At 68.3% G+C, this 18709-nt stretch carries 15 protein-coding genes; 9 read left to right on the top strand and 6 right to left on the bottom strand.

Features of this window, described 5'->3' with window-relative positions:
* Positions 1–6: 6 nt before the first annotated feature.
* The 4 genes from CLV01_RS06090 to CLV01_RS06075 all read right to left on the bottom strand — a co-directional run bounded on the left by CLV01_RS06090 (position 7) and on the right by CLV01_RS06075 (position 5044).
* Positions 7–2418 (bottom strand): TonB-dependent siderophore receptor, encoded by a 2412-nt coding sequence (locus CLV01_RS06090; protein ID WP_099734763.1) that lies wholly within the window; start codon positions 2416–2418, stop codon positions 7–9.
* A 119-nt stretch (positions 2419–2537) separates the two neighbouring features.
* On the bottom strand, positions 2538–3605 hold the full coding sequence (locus CLV01_RS06085) for a FecR domain-containing protein (RefSeq protein ID WP_099734764.1): 1068 nt from the start codon (positions 3603–3605) through the stop codon (positions 2538–2540).
* Complete coding sequence (locus tag CLV01_RS06080; protein WP_013804342.1) at positions 3605–4102, bottom strand: sigma-70 family RNA polymerase sigma factor; 498 nt, start codon at positions 4100–4102, stop codon at positions 3605–3607. The genes CLV01_RS06085 and CLV01_RS06080 overlap by 1 nt, the downstream gene beginning before the upstream one ends.
* A gap of 195 nt (positions 4103–4297) precedes the next feature.
* Entirely contained in the window at positions 4298–5044 is a 747-nt protein-coding gene (locus tag CLV01_RS06075; RefSeq protein WP_257221208.1) for a pseudouridine synthase, read from the bottom strand.
* Between the two features lie 1456 nt (positions 5045–6500).
* Here CLV01_RS06075 and CLV01_RS06065 point away from each other — a divergent pair.
* Positions 6501–7040, top strand: coding sequence for a hypothetical protein (locus tag CLV01_RS06065; protein WP_013804344.1), 540 nt, complete (start codon positions 6501–6503; stop codon positions 7038–7040).
* A 17-nt stretch (positions 7041–7057) separates the two neighbouring features.
* Here the strand turns inward: CLV01_RS06065 and CLV01_RS06060 are convergent, their stop codons facing one another.
* On the bottom strand, positions 7058–7924 hold the full coding sequence (locus tag CLV01_RS06060) for an IclR family transcriptional regulator (protein ID WP_099734765.1): 867 nt from the start codon (positions 7922–7924) through the stop codon (positions 7058–7060).
* 57 nt (positions 7925–7981) lie between these two features.
* Here CLV01_RS06060 and CLV01_RS06055 point away from each other — a divergent pair, with 57 nt between their 5' ends.
* The 3 genes from CLV01_RS06055 to CLV01_RS06045 are packed head-to-tail and all read left to right on the top strand — an operon-like array spanning position 7982 to position 11363.
* Positions 7982–9151: an acyl-CoA dehydrogenase family protein gene (locus CLV01_RS06055; protein ID WP_099734766.1), complete on the top strand. Its 1170-nt coding sequence runs from the start codon at positions 7982–7984 to the stop codon at positions 9149–9151.
* 14 nt (positions 9152–9165) lie between these two features.
* Positions 9166–10155 carry a Bug family tripartite tricarboxylate transporter substrate binding protein gene (locus CLV01_RS06050; protein ID WP_063327369.1) on the top strand — a complete coding sequence of 330 codons (990 nt, stop codon included), beginning with the start codon at positions 9166–9168 and terminating at the stop codon, positions 10153–10155.
* Positions 10155–11363 carry a CaiB/BaiF CoA transferase family protein gene (locus tag CLV01_RS06045; protein WP_099734767.1) on the top strand — a complete coding sequence of 403 codons (1209 nt, stop codon included), beginning with the start codon at positions 10155–10157 and terminating at the stop codon, positions 11361–11363. Before CLV01_RS06050 ends, CLV01_RS06045 begins: the two co-directional genes overlap by 1 nt.
* Positions 11364–11391: 28 nt before the next feature.
* On the opposite strand, the gene CLV01_RS06040 is transcribed toward CLV01_RS06045, so the two are convergent.
* Positions 11392–12120: a Crp/Fnr family transcriptional regulator gene (locus CLV01_RS06040; protein WP_012203091.1), complete on the bottom strand. Its 729-nt coding sequence runs from the start codon at positions 12118–12120 to the stop codon at positions 11392–11394.
* Positions 12121–12439: 319 nt separating this feature from the next.
* Here CLV01_RS06040 and CLV01_RS06035 point away from each other — a divergent pair, with 319 nt between their 5' ends.
* From CLV01_RS06035 to CLV01_RS06015, 5 genes are all read left to right on the top strand, one after another.
* Positions 12440–14377 carry an AMP-dependent synthetase/ligase gene (locus CLV01_RS06035; RefSeq protein WP_099734768.1) on the top strand — a complete coding sequence of 646 codons (1938 nt, stop codon included), beginning with the start codon at positions 12440–12442 and terminating at the stop codon, positions 14375–14377.
* 14 nt (positions 14378–14391) lie between these two features.
* Complete coding sequence (locus CLV01_RS06030) at positions 14392–15177, top strand: ABC transporter ATP-binding protein (protein ID WP_013804350.1); 786 nt, start codon at positions 14392–14394, stop codon at positions 15175–15177.
* Positions 15178–15187: 10 nt separating this feature from the next.
* Positions 15188–16117 carry a branched-chain amino acid ABC transporter permease gene (locus tag CLV01_RS06025; RefSeq protein ID WP_012203088.1) on the top strand — a complete coding sequence of 310 codons (930 nt, stop codon included), beginning with the start codon at positions 15188–15190 and terminating at the stop codon, positions 16115–16117.
* A 21-nt stretch (positions 16118–16138) separates the two neighbouring features.
* Positions 16139–17203: a branched-chain amino acid ABC transporter permease gene (locus tag CLV01_RS06020; protein ID WP_012203087.1), complete on the top strand. Its 1065-nt coding sequence runs from the start codon at positions 16139–16141 to the stop codon at positions 17201–17203.
* Between the two features lie 79 nt (positions 17204–17282).
* Positions 17283–18599, top strand: a complete 1317-nt coding sequence (locus tag CLV01_RS06015; protein ID WP_013804351.1) for an ABC transporter substrate-binding protein — start codon at positions 17283–17285, stop codon at positions 18597–18599.
* Positions 18600–18709: the final 110 nt, after the last annotated feature.

Below are 18709 nucleotides of genomic sequence, written 5' to 3'. Positions count from 1 at the left end.
GCCGCATCAGAACCTGTAGCGGGCCGTGACCAGCACATTGCGCGGATCGCCATACACGCCCGTGCCATAGGAGCCCAGGCCCGGCATATAGGTCTTGTCGAACAGGTTGTTGACGTTCAGCGTCACCGACCACTGGCGGTCCACGTCGTAGCGCGCCATCAGGCCCACCAGCGCATAGGCGCGCTGGTCGGCGCGTGCATAGGGGGCGGAGGATTGCTGGTAGTAGGTCAGGCTCTGCCAGGCCAGCGAGCCGCCCACGGTCCACTGCGGGTTGAGACGGTAGCTGGTGCTGAGCTTGAACAGGTGGCGCGGCTGGTTGGTGTTGACGGCGCTGAGGATCACATCGGGCTGGGCCGGCGCGCGCGAGGTACGGTAGGTGTAGCCGCCGTAGATGTTCCAGGCCGGCGTGATGCTGCCCGACACCTCCATCTCCACGCCCTTGCTGGTCACGCCGTCGATGGCCGCATAGACCTCTTCCCCGGTTTCCGGATTGGCGCTGACGTACTGCGCGGCATTGCGCTGCTGGATGTGGAACAGCGCCAGCGAGGCGTTGAGCCGGCCGTCCAGGAACTCGCCCTTCACGCCCACTTCGCGGCTGCGGCCCGTAAGCGGCGGCAGCGGGCTGCCGGCTGCGTCCTTGTAGTAGGTCTGCGGATTGAAGATATCGGTCTGGCTGGCGTACAGCGACAGCTGGCGGTTCAGGTCATAGACCACGCCTGCATAGGGCACGGTCTTGTGCGCCACGCGCAGCGCGTTGTTCACGCCGTAGCTGCCGTCCAGGCCCGTGGTGTCGTCCAGCATGTCGTACCAGCTCACGCGCGCACCCAGGATCACCGACAGGTCGTCCGTGGGCCGCAGGCGCGCGGCGCCGAAGACGCCCTTTTCCACGATGCGCGTCATGCGGTGGTCACGCAGCTGGAAATCGGGCCGCGGCACCTGGCCGTCCCACTCGAAGTAGTTGCCCACGGGGCCGTAGGCGTTGGTGTAGCCGGGCGCATGCCGGCGCTGGCGCGACCAGCTGGCGCCGAACGACAGCTCGTGCTCGCGCCCGAACAGCTGCAACGGCCCGGACAGCGCCGCATTCACGGCCTGCGTGGTGGCATCGGTGGGAATCTTGTTGGACAGCATGTTGATGCCCAGGCCGCTGACCGGGTCCACCATGCCGTGGGCGGCCACGCCGACCTCCACGTCGCGCGACTGGCGCAGCCGGCTGGCCGACAGGTCCGCCTTCCAGCCATTGCCGAAGCTGTGCTTGAGTTCGGCAAACAGGTTGGTGCTGTCGTTGTCCCAGTACGACCAGCGCGCGGCCGGGTTCAGCGAGGTGGGGAAATGCGTGCGGCTGCCATCCTTGAAGAACAGCGGGATGTGGCCGAAGCTGGCCCCGTTGGCGCGCGTCTGCATGTGGTCAATGCCCAGGCTGGCCACCGTGCCCGGACCCAGGTCGGCCTCGATGATGCCGTACAGGCTGCGCACGTTGCGGCTGTAGTCGTCCACATGGGACTTGGCGTTCTGCGCCACGGCCACCACGCGGGCGCGCACGCGGCCGTCCTCGGTCAGCGGCGCGGAGATGTCGCCCACGCCGCGCAACCGGTCATGGCTGCCGATGGCCGCCTCGGCCGAGGCCTGGAAGGTCTTGGTGGGCCGCTTGCGCACCAGGTTGACCACGGCCGACGGATAGCCCGCGCCCGTGAGCAGGCCTGTGGCGCCCTTGACCACCTCCACGCGGTCATAGATGGCGCTGTCGGCCAGCGAGGTCGTGTACTGGTTGGCCGAGTCCATGGTGTTGGGCACGCCGTCGAACTGGAAATTCTCGATGGCATAGCCGCGCGAGTAGAAGGTGGTGCGCTCGCTGTCGTTGCGGCCCACGGTAATGCCGGGCGTCTTCTCCAGCACCTCCGGCAGGCTGGTCAGGCCCTGGTCGTCCATGAGCTGGCGCGTGACCACGCTGACGGACTGCGGCGTCTCGCGCTGCGACAGGCCCAGCCGTGTGGCCGTGCTGGACTGGCGCGTGGCGTAGGAGCCCGTGCCTTCGGAGACCGCGCTGCGCTCGGCAGCGGCCGTCACGTTGACCGTGGCCAGCGTGGCGCCTGCAGCGGCAGCGGGCACCACCGGCTCCACCCGCCGCAGCGCATAGGCGCCGCTGGCCTGGCGCACGGCCTGCCAGGCGGTGCCGGCCAGCAGGGCCTCGAAGGCGCCCTCCACCGTATAGCTGCCGCGCAGGCCCGCGCTGCGCTGTCCGGCCGTCTGCTCGGCCGTGAAGATCAGGGCCACGCCGGCCTGGGCGGCCGTGCTGCGCAAGGCGGCATCCAGCGGGCCGGCAGCGACGTCATAGCTGCGCTGGGCCTGGGCCAGCACGGCGGCGGGCATGAGCGCGATGGCCAGCGCCAGCGCGGGGCGGGGCATGAAAAGGGGTTGCATGGTCCTGGGTTCTCCCTGTGTTCCGATGTCGAAAATCAAAGCTCTCGGAAGCAAGGAAGCGCGGCGCGGGAAATCGGGTCACCCCCGGCGCAAAAAATGCGAAAAGGAAGAAAAAAGCCTCAGCCGCGCGCCTGCGCAGGCTCCACCACCACCCACCAGCGCGTGCGCCAGCGCAGTTGCACGGGCAGCGCACCGGGCAGCATGGCCAGCACGGCGTCCGTGCCATCGATGCCGCCTTCGTCCAGCGGGAACACGCCCGAGAACCGCAGCCCGGCCACGGCCGGATCGGCGTGCAGCCAGCCGGGGCGGTAGCGGTTGAGCTCGGCCAGGAAGTCGTCCAGGCGCTGGTTGTCCACCCACAATTGGCCCCGGCTCCAGGCGTCGTCCGCAGGGCCGGCCGGCTGCACCGTGCTCCAGCCGGTGCGCGTGAAGTCCATGGCCTCGCCCGCCTGCAGACGCCGTGCGGATGCGCCTGTGCCGGCCGTGCGCAGCTCCACGGCGCGCTCGAACACCGCCACGCGCGCACCTGCATGGCTGCTGCGCACCATGAAGCGCGTGCCCAGGGCGCGCACGCGGCCGTGGGCGGTCTCCACCACAAAGGGCAGATCGCCCAGCGCACCTGCGGGATGGCCGGTGGTGAACAGCGCCTCGCCAGCCATCAGGCGCAGGCGGCGTTCGCTGCCGTCGAACTGCAAGGCCACGGCGCTGCCGGGGCCCAGCAGCATGTCCGTGCCGTCGGGCAGGGTCCAGCGGCGGCGCTGCGTGCCCGTGGCGTAGTCGGCCGCCATCTGCTGCCACTGCGGCGTGCGGCTGGCCAGCCAGCCCGCGCCCGCCGCCGTGCCCAGGCCCACAAACAGGCCCAGCAGGCGACGCCGCGCAGCCCGGGGAGCGGCGGACAGGCTGCGATAGCCCGCGCCACCGGCGTTGAGCCCCGTCAGCGCGCCCGTGACGGCCTGCAGATGGGCCCAGGCGCGGCCATGGTCGGCGTCTTCATCAAGCCAGCGCTGCCAGCGCGCCCGGTCGGCGGCCGAGGCCTGGCCCGATTGCAGCAGCGCAAACCAGCCGGCCGCCGCCCGCGCCACGGCGGCCGGCAAGGGCCGGCCCAGCGCCTGGGGCGCCTGGATACTGCTGCCGGGTAGCGGCGCGGCGCTGGACAGGCGCCGAGGATCGGAAGGCACCGGCGCCATCAGGACAGCGCCAGCACGAAGCAGCGCTCATAGCCCTGGGCCAGATAGCGCTTGACGCTGGTCATGGACACGCCCAGGCGCGTGGCGATGTCCGCATAGCTCAGGCCTTCGAGGTGGGCCAGCAGGAAGGCCTCGCGCACCTTGGGCGCCAGCGCGTCCAGCGCCTGGTCCACGGCCTGCAGCGATTCGAGGGCGATCAGCCGCTCTTCGGGCGAAGGGGCAAGTTCAGCGGGCAACAGGGCCAGGGTGTCGAGATAGGCGCGCTCCAGCAGCCGGCGCCGGTGCTGGCGGATCACAAGATGGCGGGCCACGGTGGCCAGAAAGGGGCGTGGCTGCTCGATGCGGCCGGCCATGCCCGAGGTGATCACGTTGACGAAAGTGTCGTGCGCGATATCGGAAGCCTCGAACACATTGCCCAGCTTGCGGCGCAGCCAGCCTTGCAGCCAGCCGTGGTGTTCGACATAGAGGGTGTGTACGGGATCGGCCGGTGCGCGCATGAAAAGACGGACGCGCCCCGGACTGGCGTGCCGCAGCGCTGAAGCTCGTTTGAGAATGGTTCGCATTCTAAACACGAGCTCAAAACCGTCGCTGCCCAAATCAGGGGCACCGAGGAAGGGCCGTCCCGCACCGAGGGTGCCGTCCCCCTCCCGCGAAGCGAGAGAGGGGGAAGCGGCGCAGCCGCTCAGGGGGTGCTAAAAATTCTCGTGTGCACCCAGGTAGCGCCACTGGCCCACAGGCAGGTTGCCCAGCGTCACGCGGCCGATGCGGATGCGCTTGAGGCCCACCACGCGCAGGCCCACCAGTTCGCACATGCGGCGGATCTGGCGCTTCTTGCCTTCGGTCAGCACAAAGCGCAGCTGCTCGGGGTTCTGCCAGTCCACCTTGGCGGGCTTGAGTGCCTCGCCGTCCAGCGACAGGCCATGGCACAGGCGTGCCAGCTGCTCGGCCGGGAACACGGATTGCACGTCGATGTCGCGGTCTCCGTAGGTCACGCGCACCAGGTACTCCTTGTCCATCTCCGAGTCTTCGCCAATGATCTGGCGCGCCACACGGCCGTCCTGGGTCATGACGAGCAGGCCCACGGAGTCGATGTCCAGCCGGCCGCAGGGCGCCAGGCCCTTGAGCTGCGCGAAGTTGAAGCGCGTGCGGCTGGTGTCCTGGTTCCAGTGGTTCTGGGGCGTGACCAGGACCACGGCGGGCTCGTGGCCGTCCTCGGCCTGGCCGCTGACATAGCCCATGGGCTTGTGGATCAGGATGGTGACCTGCTGGTCCTGGCGCTCGCGCGCTTCGCGCTCGACGGTGATGCGGTCGGCCGCCACCACGTTCTGGCCCATCACGGCGAGTTCGCCATTGACGCGGACCCAACCCTTGTCCACCCACTCGTCGGCTTCGCGGCGCGAGCACAGGCCCATGTCGGCCAGGCGCTTGTTGATGCGCACGCCACCGGGAACCTGCTCCTGCAGCGGCTCGGGAGCACGCTTGACGGGGATTTCGCGGCTGGCGCCACCGTCGGCGGGACGGTAGGTGCGGATGCCGCTGAGCGGACGGTAGGCGGGCTCGGCCTGGGGCGCCTCGTCGCGGCGCGGGCCACGGGCGTCATCACGGCGGGGACCACGGGCGTCGTCGCGGCGCGGTCCGCGCGCATCGTCACGGCGGGGGCCGCGGGCATCGTCACGGCGGGGGCCGCGGGCATCGTCACGGGGACGGTCGCGGAAACCACCTTCACGCGGGCCGTCACGGGGACCGTCGCGCTGGCCGTCACGTTGGCCATCGCGTTGACCATCACGCGGACGCTCATCGCGCTGGCCATAGGGCCGGTCGCGGCGATCGTCCGGGCGGGGCGGGCGCGGGGGCGGGCATCGCGCGTATCACGGGCATCGCGCATGTCGCGCTGCTCGCGCGGGGCACGGTTTTCGCCGCCGCCCTGTTCGCGCCAGTCGCCACGCGGCTGGGAACGGTCCAGGTCCTCGGCACGGCCGAAACCGCTGCTGCGCGGGCGCTGGTCACGGGCGTCGTCGCGGGGTGCTGCACCGCGGGCATCGCCTCGGGGTGCCCCACCGCGGGCATCGCCGCGAGGGGGGCCATCACGGCGGTCGGAGCGCTCGTAACGATCATTGCGGCCGCCACGGTCGCCGCCACGTTCATTGCGGTCGTTGCGGTCACTGCGCGGGCCACCGCGTGCGCCCGCAGATTTGCCCGCGCCACCCGAAGGGCGGCGGGCATCGCCAGCCGGCTCGGCCTGTGGCTTTTCGGGGCGGCGCAGCACAGGGCGCGCGGAGGGCGCTGCCGCCTCGTCGGCGCCGGGCCGGGACGGTTTGGAAGAAGTAGGGGATGACATTAGACCGCCATTGTCGCGCGGCAAGGCCCGCAGCGGCTGCGCCCTGCGGCCAATACGGGCATTGCGCTCGGCTATCGGGCGACTATCGGGCGGCCTGCGGGCAGGCCGCCAGGGCCCCCTTGCCAGCCCCGCCGCCCGGCCCTGCGCCCCGGCGGGCTCGCCATGTTCCGCACCACACATTCATGCCCCATGCAATGCGCCTGGCGGCCGACCCATCCCAATCGCTGTATCCGGCGCGATATGCACAACCGGATGAATCCTCAATGAAAAATCGACAAGAAGCGAATCACATCGGCAAAACATCTTCAATCCGGCCGATTGGGATCTTCCAATGCACGGCATGCGACATGTAAAAAACTGTATTTTATTTGGGCGATTTCATTCATTGGCGATTGCGAATCAACCCATTGGGCTTGCCATTGCCCATACATCTCCCCATAGAATGGCGCCCGGCCAGAAACGGGGGGCTTTTTCGAGACACCAGCCCTTCGCGCAGCGCCTGCTGCGGTATCCAGACCATCCCGCCCGGACTCCCGCCTCATTCAACAAGGAAAACCATGAGCGATACACCCAACCTATCGAATTCCACTCCATTGAAAGAACAATTCAAGGCGCTGCTTATCACCAAGCCGGACTTGACTGGAATCGAGTGGTCCGATATGGAGACCGCCATCGGCCCGAATGCTGAAAAATACCGGCCACTGTGGGAGCGCATGGTCAGCGGGAAAAAGGGCTTTTTCGCATCCATGAGTCCCTGCTGGACCGCCATTCCCTTCATGGGCGTTTCCTGGGCCATTGCGCGCCGCGTCTACGCCTATGCCGTGGTGGCCTTCATCACCCTGTTGATCATCAATCTGCTGATGCCCGGCACGGGCGGTGCCGGGCGCGTGCTTGGCATCGCGGTGGCCATCTCGTTCACGGTCAAGCGCACCTACCTGCAATGGCTGGTCACGCGCATACAGCAGATCAACCAGAGGGGCCTGGTGGGCGCTGCGCGCGAAGAGGCGCTGCGCCAGATCGGCGGCCTGGACCAGAAGAACGGCTGGATCTCCTTCGGCGTGCTGCTGGCCATCGGCATCGTGCTGGCCGCCTTCTGAAGCGCCAGGCCCGCAGATCAGCGGTCCACGGGCAGCCGGTCGCACAGGGCCACCAACTGCGCCAACTGGGGGCCCACATCCCGGATCAGCGTGCGGGCCGGCATGCGCAGGCCCGGCACGGCACAGTTGAACAGCAGGCGGCGCGACCCATAGCGGATGCGCGAGGCCGCACCCACGGCGCACACGCCCAGGCCGGAGTCGCCCATGTTGACCGCGAAGCCCCGGGCAGCATAGTGCGCCAGGCTTTCGCTGGCGTTGTCCCTGCAGCGCGCATATTCCTCGGGCCGCTGGCTGCGCACGCGGTCCAGGAAGCGCTGCAGTTCCCCGGCATCGAACTGGGCCAGCCCTGCCCGGCCCATGGCCGTTTCCAGCACGCCGCGCACGGCGCCCACGCCGGGTCGCTTGAGCGTGCCGCCCTCCCAGGCGCAGGTATCCAGGTAGACCACATCCAGGTCCATGACCACGCCCACCGACACCGCCCCCTTCACACGGTCGGCCAGCGCCTGCATGGGCAGGCGCAGCGGGCCGAGCAAGGGCGTATTGATCACATAGGGGTAGCCCAGGGCGACGGCGGCCGGGCCGACGAAGTAGCGGTCCAGCCGCTCGTCATGGTCCAGGTAGCCCATGGTCTGCAGGCTGCGGCACAGCCTGGACACGGTGGGGCGCGGCAGGCCCAGGCGGCGGGCCAGCTCGCTGTTGGCATGCGGGCGCGGGTCGCTGACGAAGCACTGGAGAATCATCAGCCCCTTGGCCAGCGTGCCCGCGAAATACGGGTCCTGCTCGCGGATGCGGCAGACATCCTGCGAGTCCCTGGGTTGGTGGGCAATGGGGGTGTGGGGCACGTGGCGATTGTGCGGACCACGGCCGCAAAGCCGCAACTGCATTTCAATATTTGAAACTGCATTGCAGCCCTGGTGCCCGCGCTTCCTACAGTGCGGCCCATGAGCCAAGCCCCCACCCCCCATCCCGCCGACGCCCGCCTGCAGGCGTTGATTGCAGACATCCGCCATTTCGTGCGCCACCGCTGGCATCCGCTCGAAGAGCAGATCGAGCGCGACGACAGCATTCCGCCCGCCGTGGTCCAGGAGCTGCGCGACAAGGGCTATTTCGGCTGGAGCATTCCCCAGGCCTATGGCGGCCTGGGCCTGAGCACCGAGGAGCTGGTGCGCTGCGCCTTCGAGCTGTCCCAGGCTTCGGTGGCGCTGCGGGCCCGCGTGGGCACCAACACCGGGATTGGCTCGGAAGCCCTGGTGGCCGACGGCACCGAGGCGCAAAAGCAGCGCTGGCTGCCGCGCATGGCGCGCGGCGAGCTCACGGGTTGCCTGGCGCTGACCGAGCCGGACGCGGGCTCGGAGGCAAGCAACATCCAGACCACGGCACGCCGCGAGGGCGACCACTATGTGCTCAACGGCAGCAAGCGCTTCATCACCAATGCGCCGCTGGCCGATGTCTTCACCGTCATCGCCCGCACCGGCGAAGGCAGCACGGGCAGCGAGGGGCTGACGGCCTTCTTCGTGGAGCGCTCGCCGGGCCTGGTGACAGGCCAGCCCTATCGCAAGATGGGCCAGGCGGGCTCGCCCGTGTCCGACGTGCATTTGCAGGACTGCCGCGTGCCGGCCGACCAGATCATCGGCGGGCGCGAGGGCCAGGGCTTCAAGACCGTGATGAAGGTGCTCAACAAGCAGCGCCTGCACCTGGCAGCGCTGTGCACGGGACCGGCGATCCGCATGCTGGACCTGGCGCTGGCCCATGTGCGCCAGCGCGAGCAGTTCGGCCAGCCGGTGGCGAGCTTCCAGCTGGTGCAGGCCATGCTGGCCGACAGCCGCACCGAGATCTTCGCGGCGCAATCCATGATCCTGGAGGCCGCCCGCGCCCGCGACCGGGGCGAGGACGTGGCGCTGTCCGCCTCCATGTGCAAGTACTTCGCCTCCGAGATGTGCGGCCGCGTGGCCGACCGCGCCGTGCAGATGTTCGGCGGCGCGGGCTATGTGGCCGACTTCAGCCCCATCGAGCGCTACTTCCGCGACGTGCGCCTGTTCCGCCTCTACGAAGGCACCAGCCAGATCCACCAGCTCAACATCGCCAAGCTCATGCTGCGCGAGAGCGCCTGACACCGGAGGCCCCCATGACACATCCCCTCACCTCGAAGCACCTGGCCACCCTGGGCCTGCTGGCCGCGCTGTGTGCCTGCGCGCAGGCTGCCCAAACGGCCCAAGCGGCTTTTCCCGATCGGCCCGTGCGCGTGATCGTTCCCTTTCCCGCAGGCGGCAGCACCGACCTCGTGGCCCGCGCGCTGTCGGTGGAACTGGGCCAGGCCCTGGGCCAGCCGGTGGTGGTGGAGAACAAGCCGGGCGCGGGCAGCCTGGTCGGCTCGGAACTCGTGGCCCGCGCCGCGCCCGACGGCTACACCCTGCTCATGGCAGGCCTGAGCAATGTCTTCCTGCCCCATGTGCACGCCAACCTCAAGTGGAACCCGCTGACCGACTACGAGTACATCGGCCTGGTGGCCGACCTGCCCAACGTCATCGCCGTCAACGCCAAGACCCCCTACCGCACGCTGGCCGAACTGGTGGCGGCCGACAAGGCCAGGCCCGGCACGCTGTCCTTCGGCTCGGCCGGCACGGCCACGCCCTCGCACCTGGTCTGCGAGATGGTCAACCACCGGCTCGGCACCAAGATGCAGCACCTGCCCTACAAGGGCAACGCCCCGGCCGTCAACGACCTCATGGCCGGCCACATCCCGGTGATGTGCAACAACCTGGGCGGCACCCTGCCCTACATGCAAGGCGGGCAGATCCGCATCCTGGCGCAGACCGGCAAGAGCCGCTCGCCCGCAGCGCCCGACATTCCCACCTTTGCCGAGCTGGGCGTGGCCGGGCTGGACACCGGCCTGTGGGTGGGCCTGGCCGCGCCCAAGGGCACGCCGCAGCAGATCGTGGCCACGCTCAACCAGGCGCTGGCCAAGGCCATGGCCTTGCCCGAGACGCGCGACAAGCTGGCGCGCCTGGGTGCCACGCCGCTGCCCACGCAGACGGCGGACTTCCACAAGCGCGTGGCCGAAGACCGCCGCGCCTGGGAGCCCGTGCTGAAGAACGTGGACCTGAAAGGCAACTGATGCAGCGCCAAGGCTATCCGCTGGAGGGTGTGCGCATCCTCGACATGGCCACGGTGCTGGCCGCCCCCTTCTCGGCCACGCTGTGCGGCGACCTGGGCGCCGATGTCGTCAAGCTGGAGCTGCCCGGCGGCGGCGACACGCTGCGCAGCCTGGCCCCCGTGCACGACGGCCACGCCGTGTTCTGGAAAACCGCCAACCGGGGCAAGCAGGGCATCTCGCTGGATGTGCGCAAGGCCGAGGGCCGCACGCTGTTCCTGCGGCTGATCGAGGATTTCGACGTGCTCGTGGAGAACTTCCGCACCGGCACGCTGGACCGCTGGGGGCTGGACCTGGCCACCTTGCATGCCCGCAACCCGCGCCTCATCGTGCTGCGCCTGACGGGCTTCGGCCAGACAGGTCCCTATGCGCGCCGGCCGGGCTTTGCGCGCATCTTCGAGGCCATGAGCGGCTTCGCCCACCTCACGGGCGAGGCGGGCGGCCCGCCCCAGCACATGAACTACCCGCTGGGCGATGCCGTGGCCGGACTGTTCGGCGCCTTCTCCATCGCAGCCGCACTGGCCGAGCGCAATGCACAGCCTCCAGGCGAACGGCACGGCGTGGAGATCGACCTGTCGGCCACCGAAGCCATGCTGCGCCTGCTGGACCCTCTGGCGGCCGAATTCCAGCTGGGCGGACAGGCACGCAGCCGCACGGGATCGTGCGCGGGCTACACGGCGCCCTCCAACGTCTACCGCACGCGCGACGGCGCCTGGCTCACCGTGGTCGCCACGGGCGACGCCATCTTCGCGCGCCTGTGCCAGGCCATGGACCGCGCCGAGCTGGCCGCCGACCCGCGCTTTGCGGACAACGCCGCGCGCATACGCCACCTGCAGGCGCTGGATGCGCAGATCGTGCAATGGTGCGCAGCCCTGGACTGCGCCCAGGCCACGGCCGCGCTGGCCGCGCACGACATTCCGTTCAGCAAGGTCTGCTCGGCCGAGGACGCGCTGCAGGACCCGCATTTCGTGGAGCGCGGCAGCTTCATCACCCTGCCCGACCCCGACCTGGGCCCCCTCGCCGCCCCCGCGCCCGTGCCACGCTTTACCGGCCGCCAGGCCCCTTCGCCCCGCAGCGGCCCGGCCACAGGCCAGGACAATGCACGCATCTATGCGGCGTTGGGGCTGGATGCGCAGCAGCAGGAGAGGCTGCGGCGCGAAGGCGTGATCTGAGGCCGCAAGTGGTTGGCAGTGGGCGGCGTCAGGCCGCCCGCCGCGCCGCCGCAAACAGCCCGCTGCGCAGCGCTTCCAGGTCGAGCACGCGCAGGCCGCCGTACTCCACGACGATGGCGTTTTCGCGCTGCAGCACGGACAGCGCCTCATTGACGCGCTGGCGTGACAGGCCCACCAGGTAGGCCAGTTCCTGCTGGGTGATGCGCAGCACCTCGCCCACGCCCGGGTACAGCAGCGGGTGAAAGAGCGCGGCCAGGCTGCGGGCCACGCGCAGGTCGGGGTTGGTGAGGCGGTCGATTTCGCGGGCCGAGATGAACTGGCCCAGGCGCTCGTTGAGCTGGCTCATGACGAAGCGGTTGAAACCGATGGAGTGGTCCAGCAGCCAGTGGAAGGTCTCGATCGGCAGGCCGCCGACCACGCTGCGGCGTATGGCCTGCACGTTGTAGCGATAGGGCTCGCGCTTGACGGCCGTGCCTTCGCCGAACCAGCCGCCCGGGGGCAGGCCGGCCAGGGTCATGCTGGCGCCATCGGCGCCGTCGGTGTTCATCTTGAGCAGGCCTTCGACCACTCCGAACCAGTAGGTGGGCGCGCGGCCGGTGCGGCAGACATAGTCGCCGGGCTGGGCGTCGCCGACGACCAGCGCCTTCTGGGCCCGTTCGCGCTCGGCGGGCTGGAGTACGGCCAGCCAGGGAATGCCTTCGAGTTCCTCGGGCCGGGGCGCGCGGCGGCGCTGGTGCAGTGACAGTTCTTGGCTCATGGAGTCGCGGCGAGGGTGCGCGGATCAATCATCAAAACCACCCAAGCATTGCCCGAGCCCGGTGGCTGGCGTGAGCGGGATTTCCAGAAGGACCGCGGCGCGCGCACATTCCCGGATGCGCAAGCCCCCAAGCGGGACATGAGACCGTTTTGGCACCTTTTGTTACGGCGCGTTTTCCCGATGATGAGTTTCCCGCGGATTGTCGTCAAACAGACACCACGGCGTCAAAGCCAGTCCTAGGATGCAGTCCAAGCCGGTAGGTCACAGCCTGGGCATCTGCACCATGCGACCACCATTCACGAACATCCAAGGACATGGAATGACGACCACGTTCCCGCACCTGCTGCTCCAGCATGCCGCCCAGCGCCCCCTGGCGCCGGCGCTGCGCGAGAAGGAATACGGCATCTGGCAGACCTGGAGCTGGAGCGAGGCCGCCGAGACCGTGCGCCACATGGCCTGCGGCCTGGCGGCGCTGGGCCTGGCACGCGGCCAGAATCTGGCCTTCATCAGCGACAACCGGCCCCATGTCTACATGGGCTTCATTGCCGTGCAGGCGCTGGGCGGCGTACCGATCCCGCTGTACCAGGATGCCGTGGCCGCCGAGATGCGCTTCGTCATCGAGGATGCCGAGATCGACTTCGCCTTTGCCGAGAACCAGGAGCAGGTCGACAAGCTGCTGGAGGTGCGCGAGAGCGTCTCCGGCCTCGGCCACATCATCTATGACGACCCGCGCGGCCTGCGCCACTACGACCAGCCCGGGCTGATCAGCACCGAGGCGCTGCTGCAAAAGGGCCAGGAGTGGGATGCCGCACACCCGGGCGCCTGGGACGCGATGCTGGCCGCGCTGTCGCCCGACGATGTCTCGGTCATCCTCTACACCTCGGGCACGACCGGCAAGCCCAAGGGCGTTTGCCAGACGCACCGCAGCTTCGGCGAGTCGGCACGCGGCGGCGTGCAGGTGGACCGCCTGGGCCCCGGCGACAACGTGATCTCCTACCTGCCTCCGGCCTGGGTGGGCGACCACCTGTTTTCCTTCGCGCAGTGGCTGGTGGCGGGCTTCACCATCAACTGCCCGGAGTCGGCCTCGACCGTGTCCATCGACCTGCGCGAGATCGGCCCCAGCTACTACTTCGCGCCACCGCGCATCTTCGAGGGCATGCTGACCTCGGTGTCCATCCGCATGGAGGACGCCGCGCCCTTCAAGCAATGGATGTACGGCCGCGCCATGGCCGTGGCGCGCCGCGTGGGCTCGGACATCCTGGACGGCAAGACGGTGGGCACGCTGGACCGCCTGAAGTACGCGCTGGGCGACCTGTGCATCTACGGGCCGCTGCGCAATGCCATGGGCCTGTCGCGCATCCGCGTGGCCTACACGGCGGGTGCGGCCATCGGGCCCGAGCTGTTCCGCTTCTTCCGCTCCATCGGCATCAACCTCAAGCAGCTCTACGGCCAGACCGAGACCTGCGCCTATGTGTGCATACAGCGCGACGGGCAGGTGGAGCTGAGCAGCGTGGGCCAGGCCGCACCGGGCATCGAGCTGAAGATCGCCGACAACGGCGAGGTGCTTCTCAAGGGCGTGTCCGTGCTCAAGGAGTACTACAAGCGCCCCGACGCCACGGCCGAGGTGGTGGATGCCGACGGCTGGTTCCACACGGGCGATGCCGGCGTGATCGACGCCAGCGGGCAGCTGCGCATCATCGACCGCGCCAAGGACGTGGGCAAGACCAGCCGGGGCGCCATGTTCGCGCCCAACTACATCGAGAACAAGCTCAAGTTCTTCCCACAGATCAAGGAGGCCGTGTGCTTCGGCCACGGCCGCGACCAGGTCTGCGCCTTCATCAACATCGACTACGAGGCCGTGGGCAACTGGGCCGAGCGCCAGGGCCTGCCCTATGGCGGCTATGTGGACCTGGCATCGAAGGCCAAGGTGCTGGAGATGGTGGCCGACTGCGTGGCCCAGGTGAACGCCGACCTGGCCGCCGAAGCCGGCATGGCCGACACGCAGGTGGCGCGCTTCCTGGTGCTGCACAAGGAGCTGGACCCCGACGACGACGAGCTGACCCGCACGCGCAAGGTGCGCCGCGGCTTCATTGCCGACAAGTACGGCGTGCTGGTCGATGCGCTGTACACGGGCAAGCGCGAGCAGTTCATCGAGACCCAGGTCAAGTTCGAGGACGGCCGCACCGGCAGCGTCAGCGCCACGCTGTCCATCATCGATGCCAAAACCCATTCGGTGGCTGCCACCGCCAGGGCCTGACCGGAGCCGCTGACATGACCCACAAGAAGATCGGCGATGTCATCCTCGACATCAAGAACATCAGCCTGCGCTTCGGCGGGGTGAAGGCGCTGACGGACATCTCGTTCGATGTGCGCGAGCACGAGATCCGCTCCATCATCGGCCCCAACGGCGCGGGCAAGAGCTCCATGCTCAACTGCATCAACGGCGTGTACACGCCGTCCGAGGGATCGATCACCTTCCGGGGCAAGACCTTCAGCCACATGAACAGCCGCCAGGTGGCCGAGATGGGCGTGGCGCGCACGTTCCAGAACCTGGCGCTGTTCAAGGGCATGAGCGTGATCGACAACATCATGACCGGCCGCAACCTGCAGATCAAAAGCGGCATCCTGATGCAGGCCCTGCGCCTGGGCCCGGCCCAGCGCGAGGAGATCCGCCACCGCGAGTTCGTCGAGCACATCATCGACTTCCTGGAGATCCAGGCCTACCGCAAGACCCCCGTGGGCCAGCTGCCCTACGGCCTGCAAAAGCGCGTGGACCTGGGCCGCGCCCTAGCCATGCAGCCGCAGGTGCTGCTGCTGGACGAGCCCATGGCCGGCATGAACGTGGAGGAAAAGCAGGACATGTGCCGCTTCATCCTCGATGTCAACGACGAGTTCGGCTCCACCATCGTGCTGATCGAGCACGACATGGGCGTGGTCATGGACATCAGCGACCGCGTCGTGGTGCTGGACTACGGCAAGAAGATCGGCGACGGCGCACCCGACGAGGTGCGCCAGAACGAAGACGTGATCCGCGCTTACCTTGGCACCAGCCATTGAGGGGACTGACATGGGATTTTTTCTGGAAACCTTGTTCGGCGGCCTCATGGTGGGCACGCTGTACGCGCTGATCGCCATCGGCTTCGTGCTGATCTTCAAGGCCTCGGGCGTGTTCAACTTCGCCCAGGGCGCGATGGTGCTGTTCTCGGCCCTGGCCATGGCGCGCTTTTCCGAGTGGATCCCGAAGTGGATCGGCATGGAGCCGGGCTGGTTCACCAACCTGCTGGCCATCTGCGTGTCGCTGGCCATCATGGTGGTCGTGGCCTGGGTGATCGAGCGGCTGGCGCTGCGCCACCTGGTCAACCAGGAGCCCATCACGCTCTTGATGGCCACGCTGGGCATCGCCTACCTGCTCGACGGCCTGGGCCCGATGATCTTCGGCAGCGCCGTCTACAGCATCAACGTGGGCATGCCCAAGGACCCCATGTTCATCCTCGAGGGCCTGTTCCAGGGCGGCGTGCTGCTCAGCCAGGAAGACCTGTACGCGGCCTGCATCGCCGCGCTGCTGGTGGCCGCGCTCAGCGTGTTCTTCCAGAAGACCAAGACCGGCCGCGCGCTGCGCGCCGTGGCCGACGACCACCAGGCGGCGCAGTCCATCGGCATCCCGCTGTCGCGCATCTGGGTCATCGTCTGGTCGGTGGCCGGCGGCGTGGCCCTGGTGGTGGGCATCATCTGGGGCTCCAAGCTGGGCGTGCAGTACTCGCTGTCGCTGGTGGCCCTGAAGGCCCTGCCCGTGGTGATCCTGGGCGGCCTGACCTCGCTGCCCGGCGCCATCATCGGCGGCCTGATCATCGGCGTGGGCGAGAAGCTCTCCGAGGTCTACCTGGGCCCCATGGTCGGCGGCGGCATCGAGACCTGGTTCGCCTACGGTCTGGCCCTGTGCTTCCTGCTCGTGCGGCCCCAAGGGCTGTTCGGCGACAAAATCATTGATCGCGTTTGACCGTTACGGAGAACTTGCACCATGTTTTATCGTGAGAACGGTCAATTTAAGACGACCTACGCATCCGACCAGCAGATCTTCGGCGTCGCCCAGGACCGCTGGGCCATCGTGGCGCTGCTGGCCGTCGCCTTCCTGGTGATTCCCTTCAGCGTCAGCGACTACACCTTCCAGGCCGTGTTGATCCCCTTCCTGATCATGTCGCTGGCGGCGCTGGGGCTGAACATCCTGGTCGGCTACTGCGGCCAGATCTCTCTGGGCACCGGCGCCTTCATGGCCGTGGGCGCCTACGCGGCCTACAACCTGCAGGTCCGCTTCGAGGGCATGCCGCTGCTGGTGGCCCTGATCGGCGGCGGCGTGCTGGCCATGGTCTTCGGCGTGATCTTCGGCCTGCCCAGCCTGCGCATCCGGGGCCTGTACCTGGCCGTGGCCACGCTGGCCGCCCAGTTCTTCGTGGACTGGCTGGCCAGCCGCGCGGCCTGGGTGACGAACAACTCTTCCTCGGGCTCGGTGAGCGCAGGCCCGCTGTCCATCATGGGCTGGAAGATCGACACGCCCATGGAGAAGTACCTGCTGTGCCTGGGCATCCTGTGCGTGCTGGGCCTGGCCGCCAAGAACCTGGTGCGCGGCGCCATCGGCCGCGAGTGGATGGCCATGCGCGACATGGACGTGGCCGCCAGCGTGATCGGCATCCGCCCGACCTACGCCAAGCTCAGCGCCTTTGCCGTGAGCAGCTTCATCGTCGGCGTGGCCGGCGCGCTGTGGGGCTTCGTTCACCTGGGCGCCTGGGAGCCCGCGGCCTTCAGCCTGGACCGCTCGCTGCAGCTGCTGTTCATGATCATCATCGGCGGCCTGGGTTCGGTGGTGGGAAGCATCTTCGGCGCGGCCTTCTTCGTGCTGCTGCCGCTGCTGCTCACCCAGGTGCCGCACTGGATGGGCCTGCCGCTGTCCACGGCCACGGCGACCTACCTGGAGCACATGATCTTCGGTGCGCTGATCGTGTTCTTCCTGATCGTGGAGCCGCATGGCCTGGCAAAACTGTGGGCCACAGCCCGCCAGAAGCTTCGCGTCTGGCCCTTCCCGCATTGAGTTGATCTGTATCGAGACAGGGCGCCACAGAGTGCCGGATAACCGGGGAATCTTCCCCAGCCAACTAGGAGACAACGTCATGATGTTCAAGAAAGTCGCCATCGCCGCCGCCACGGTCGCTGCTGGAATCGGCGCTCTCGTGGCCGCCCCTGCCGCACAGGCCCAGGACCAGTTCGTGCCGCTGCTGGTCTACCGCACGGGCCAGTTCGCGCCGCTGGGCATTCCATGGGCCGATGGCAAGCAGGACTACATCAAGCTGGTCAACGCCAAGGGCGGCATCAATGGCGTGAAGATCGCCTACGAGGAATGCGAGACGGCCTACGACACGGCCAAGGGCGTGGAATGCTATGAGCGCCTGAAGGGCAAGGGCGGCGGCGCTGCCGGGTTCGACCCGCAGTCCACCGGCATCACGTTCGCCGTGACGGACAAGGCGCCCGGCGACAAGATGCCCATCATCACCACGGGCTATGGCCTGTCGCAGTCGGCCGACGGCAAGGTCTTCGAGTGGAACTTCCCGCTGCTGGGCAACTACTGGACAGCGGCCGATTCCATCATCCAGGACATCCTCAAGAAGGAAAAGGGCAGCCTCAAGGGCAAGAAGATCGCCCTGGTCTACCACGACTCGCCCTACGGCAAGGAACCCATTCCGCTGCTGCAAAAGCGCGCCGCCAAGGAAGGCTTCGACCTGACCCTGCTGCCCGTGACGGCGCCCGGCGTGGAGCAGAAGTCCACCTGGCTGCAGATCCGCCAGCAGCGCCCCGACTACGTGCTGCTGTGGTCGGCCGGCGTGATGACGCCCACGGCCGTGCGCGAGGCGCAGGCCACCGGCTACCCGCGCGAGAAGATGTACGCCATCTGGTGGGCCGGCTCGGACCATGACGTGAAGGACATCGGCGCCGGCGCCAAGGGCTACAACACCGTGACCATCCACAACACGGCCGAGCACGACAAGGTGCACGACGAGGTCAAGGCCATGGTCTACGACAAGGGCCAGGGCACGGCCACCGACGCCAAGGAACTGGGCGCCATGGCCCACACGCGCGGCATGGTGATCTCCATGCTGCAGGTGGAGGCCATCCGCACGGCACAGGAAAAGTACGGCAAGGGCAAGGTCATGACCTCCGAGCAGGTGCGCTGGGGCCTGGAAAACCTGAACCTCACGCAGGAGCGCCTCAACGAGCTGGGCTTCGGCAAGATCATCCGCCCCGTCAAGACCAGCTGCGACAACCACCTGGGCACCGACTGGTCGCGCATTGCCCAGTGGGATGGCGCCAAGTGGAAGGTGGTCTCCGACTGGTACCAGGCCGACAAGTCCATGGTCGAACCGCTGGTCAAGGAGTACGCGGACAAGTACGCCAAGGAAAAGAACGTAAAAGCTAGAACTTGCACCCCCTGAGGCGCTTGCGCGCCTTCCCCCTCTCTACCCGCTTCGCGGGGGAGGGGGACGACACCCTCGGTGCGGGGCGGCCCTTCCTCGGTGTCCCTGAGTTGGGGCATGCCCCGCGC

This window comes from Delftia sp. 60, assembly GCF_002754395.1.
Lineage (GTDB): Bacteria > Pseudomonadota > Gammaproteobacteria > Burkholderiales > Burkholderiaceae_C > Comamonas > Comamonas acidovorans.
The sequence above is the reverse complement of the archived record's forward strand: the minus strand, read 5'-3'. Positions and strand labels throughout refer to the sequence as shown.

Coding starts and splice junctions, on each gene's coding strand:
- CLV01_RS06090 (WP_099734763.1), bottom strand. CDS start 2,418: ATGCAACCCCTTTTCATGCCCCGCCCCGCGCTGGCGCTGGCCATCGCG.
- CLV01_RS06085 (WP_099734764.1), bottom strand. CDS start 3,605: ATGGCGCCGGTGCCTTCCGATCCTCGGCGCCTGTCCAGCGCCGCGCCG.
- CLV01_RS06080 (WP_013804342.1), bottom strand. CDS start 4,102: ATGCGCGCACCGGCCGATCCCGTACACACCCTCTATGTCGAACACCAC.
- CLV01_RS06065 (WP_013804344.1), top strand. CDS start 6,501: ATGAGCGATACACCCAACCTATCGAATTCCACTCCATTGAAAGAACAA.
- CLV01_RS06060 (WP_099734765.1), bottom strand. CDS start 7,924: ATGCAGTTGCGGCTTTGCGGCCGTGGTCCGCACAATCGCCACGTGCCC.
- CLV01_RS06055 (WP_099734766.1), top strand. CDS start 7,982: ATGAGCCAAGCCCCCACCCCCCATCCCGCCGACGCCCGCCTGCAGGCG.
- CLV01_RS06050 (WP_063327369.1), top strand. CDS start 9,166: ATGACACATCCCCTCACCTCGAAGCACCTGGCCACCCTGGGCCTGCTG.
- CLV01_RS06045 (WP_099734767.1), top strand. CDS start 10,155: ATGCAGCGCCAAGGCTATCCGCTGGAGGGTGTGCGCATCCTCGACATG.
- CLV01_RS06040 (WP_012203091.1), bottom strand. CDS start 12,120: ATGAGCCAAGAACTGTCACTGCACCAGCGCCGCCGCGCGCCCCGGCCC.
- CLV01_RS06035 (WP_099734768.1), top strand. CDS start 12,440: ATGACGACCACGTTCCCGCACCTGCTGCTCCAGCATGCCGCCCAGCGC.
- CLV01_RS06030 (WP_013804350.1), top strand. CDS start 14,392: ATGACCCACAAGAAGATCGGCGATGTCATCCTCGACATCAAGAACATC.
- CLV01_RS06025 (WP_012203088.1), top strand. CDS start 15,188: ATGGGATTTTTTCTGGAAACCTTGTTCGGCGGCCTCATGGTGGGCACG.
- CLV01_RS06020 (WP_012203087.1), top strand. CDS start 16,139: ATGTTTTATCGTGAGAACGGTCAATTTAAGACGACCTACGCATCCGAC.
- CLV01_RS06015 (WP_013804351.1), top strand. CDS start 17,283: ATGATGTTCAAGAAAGTCGCCATCGCCGCCGCCACGGTCGCTGCTGGA.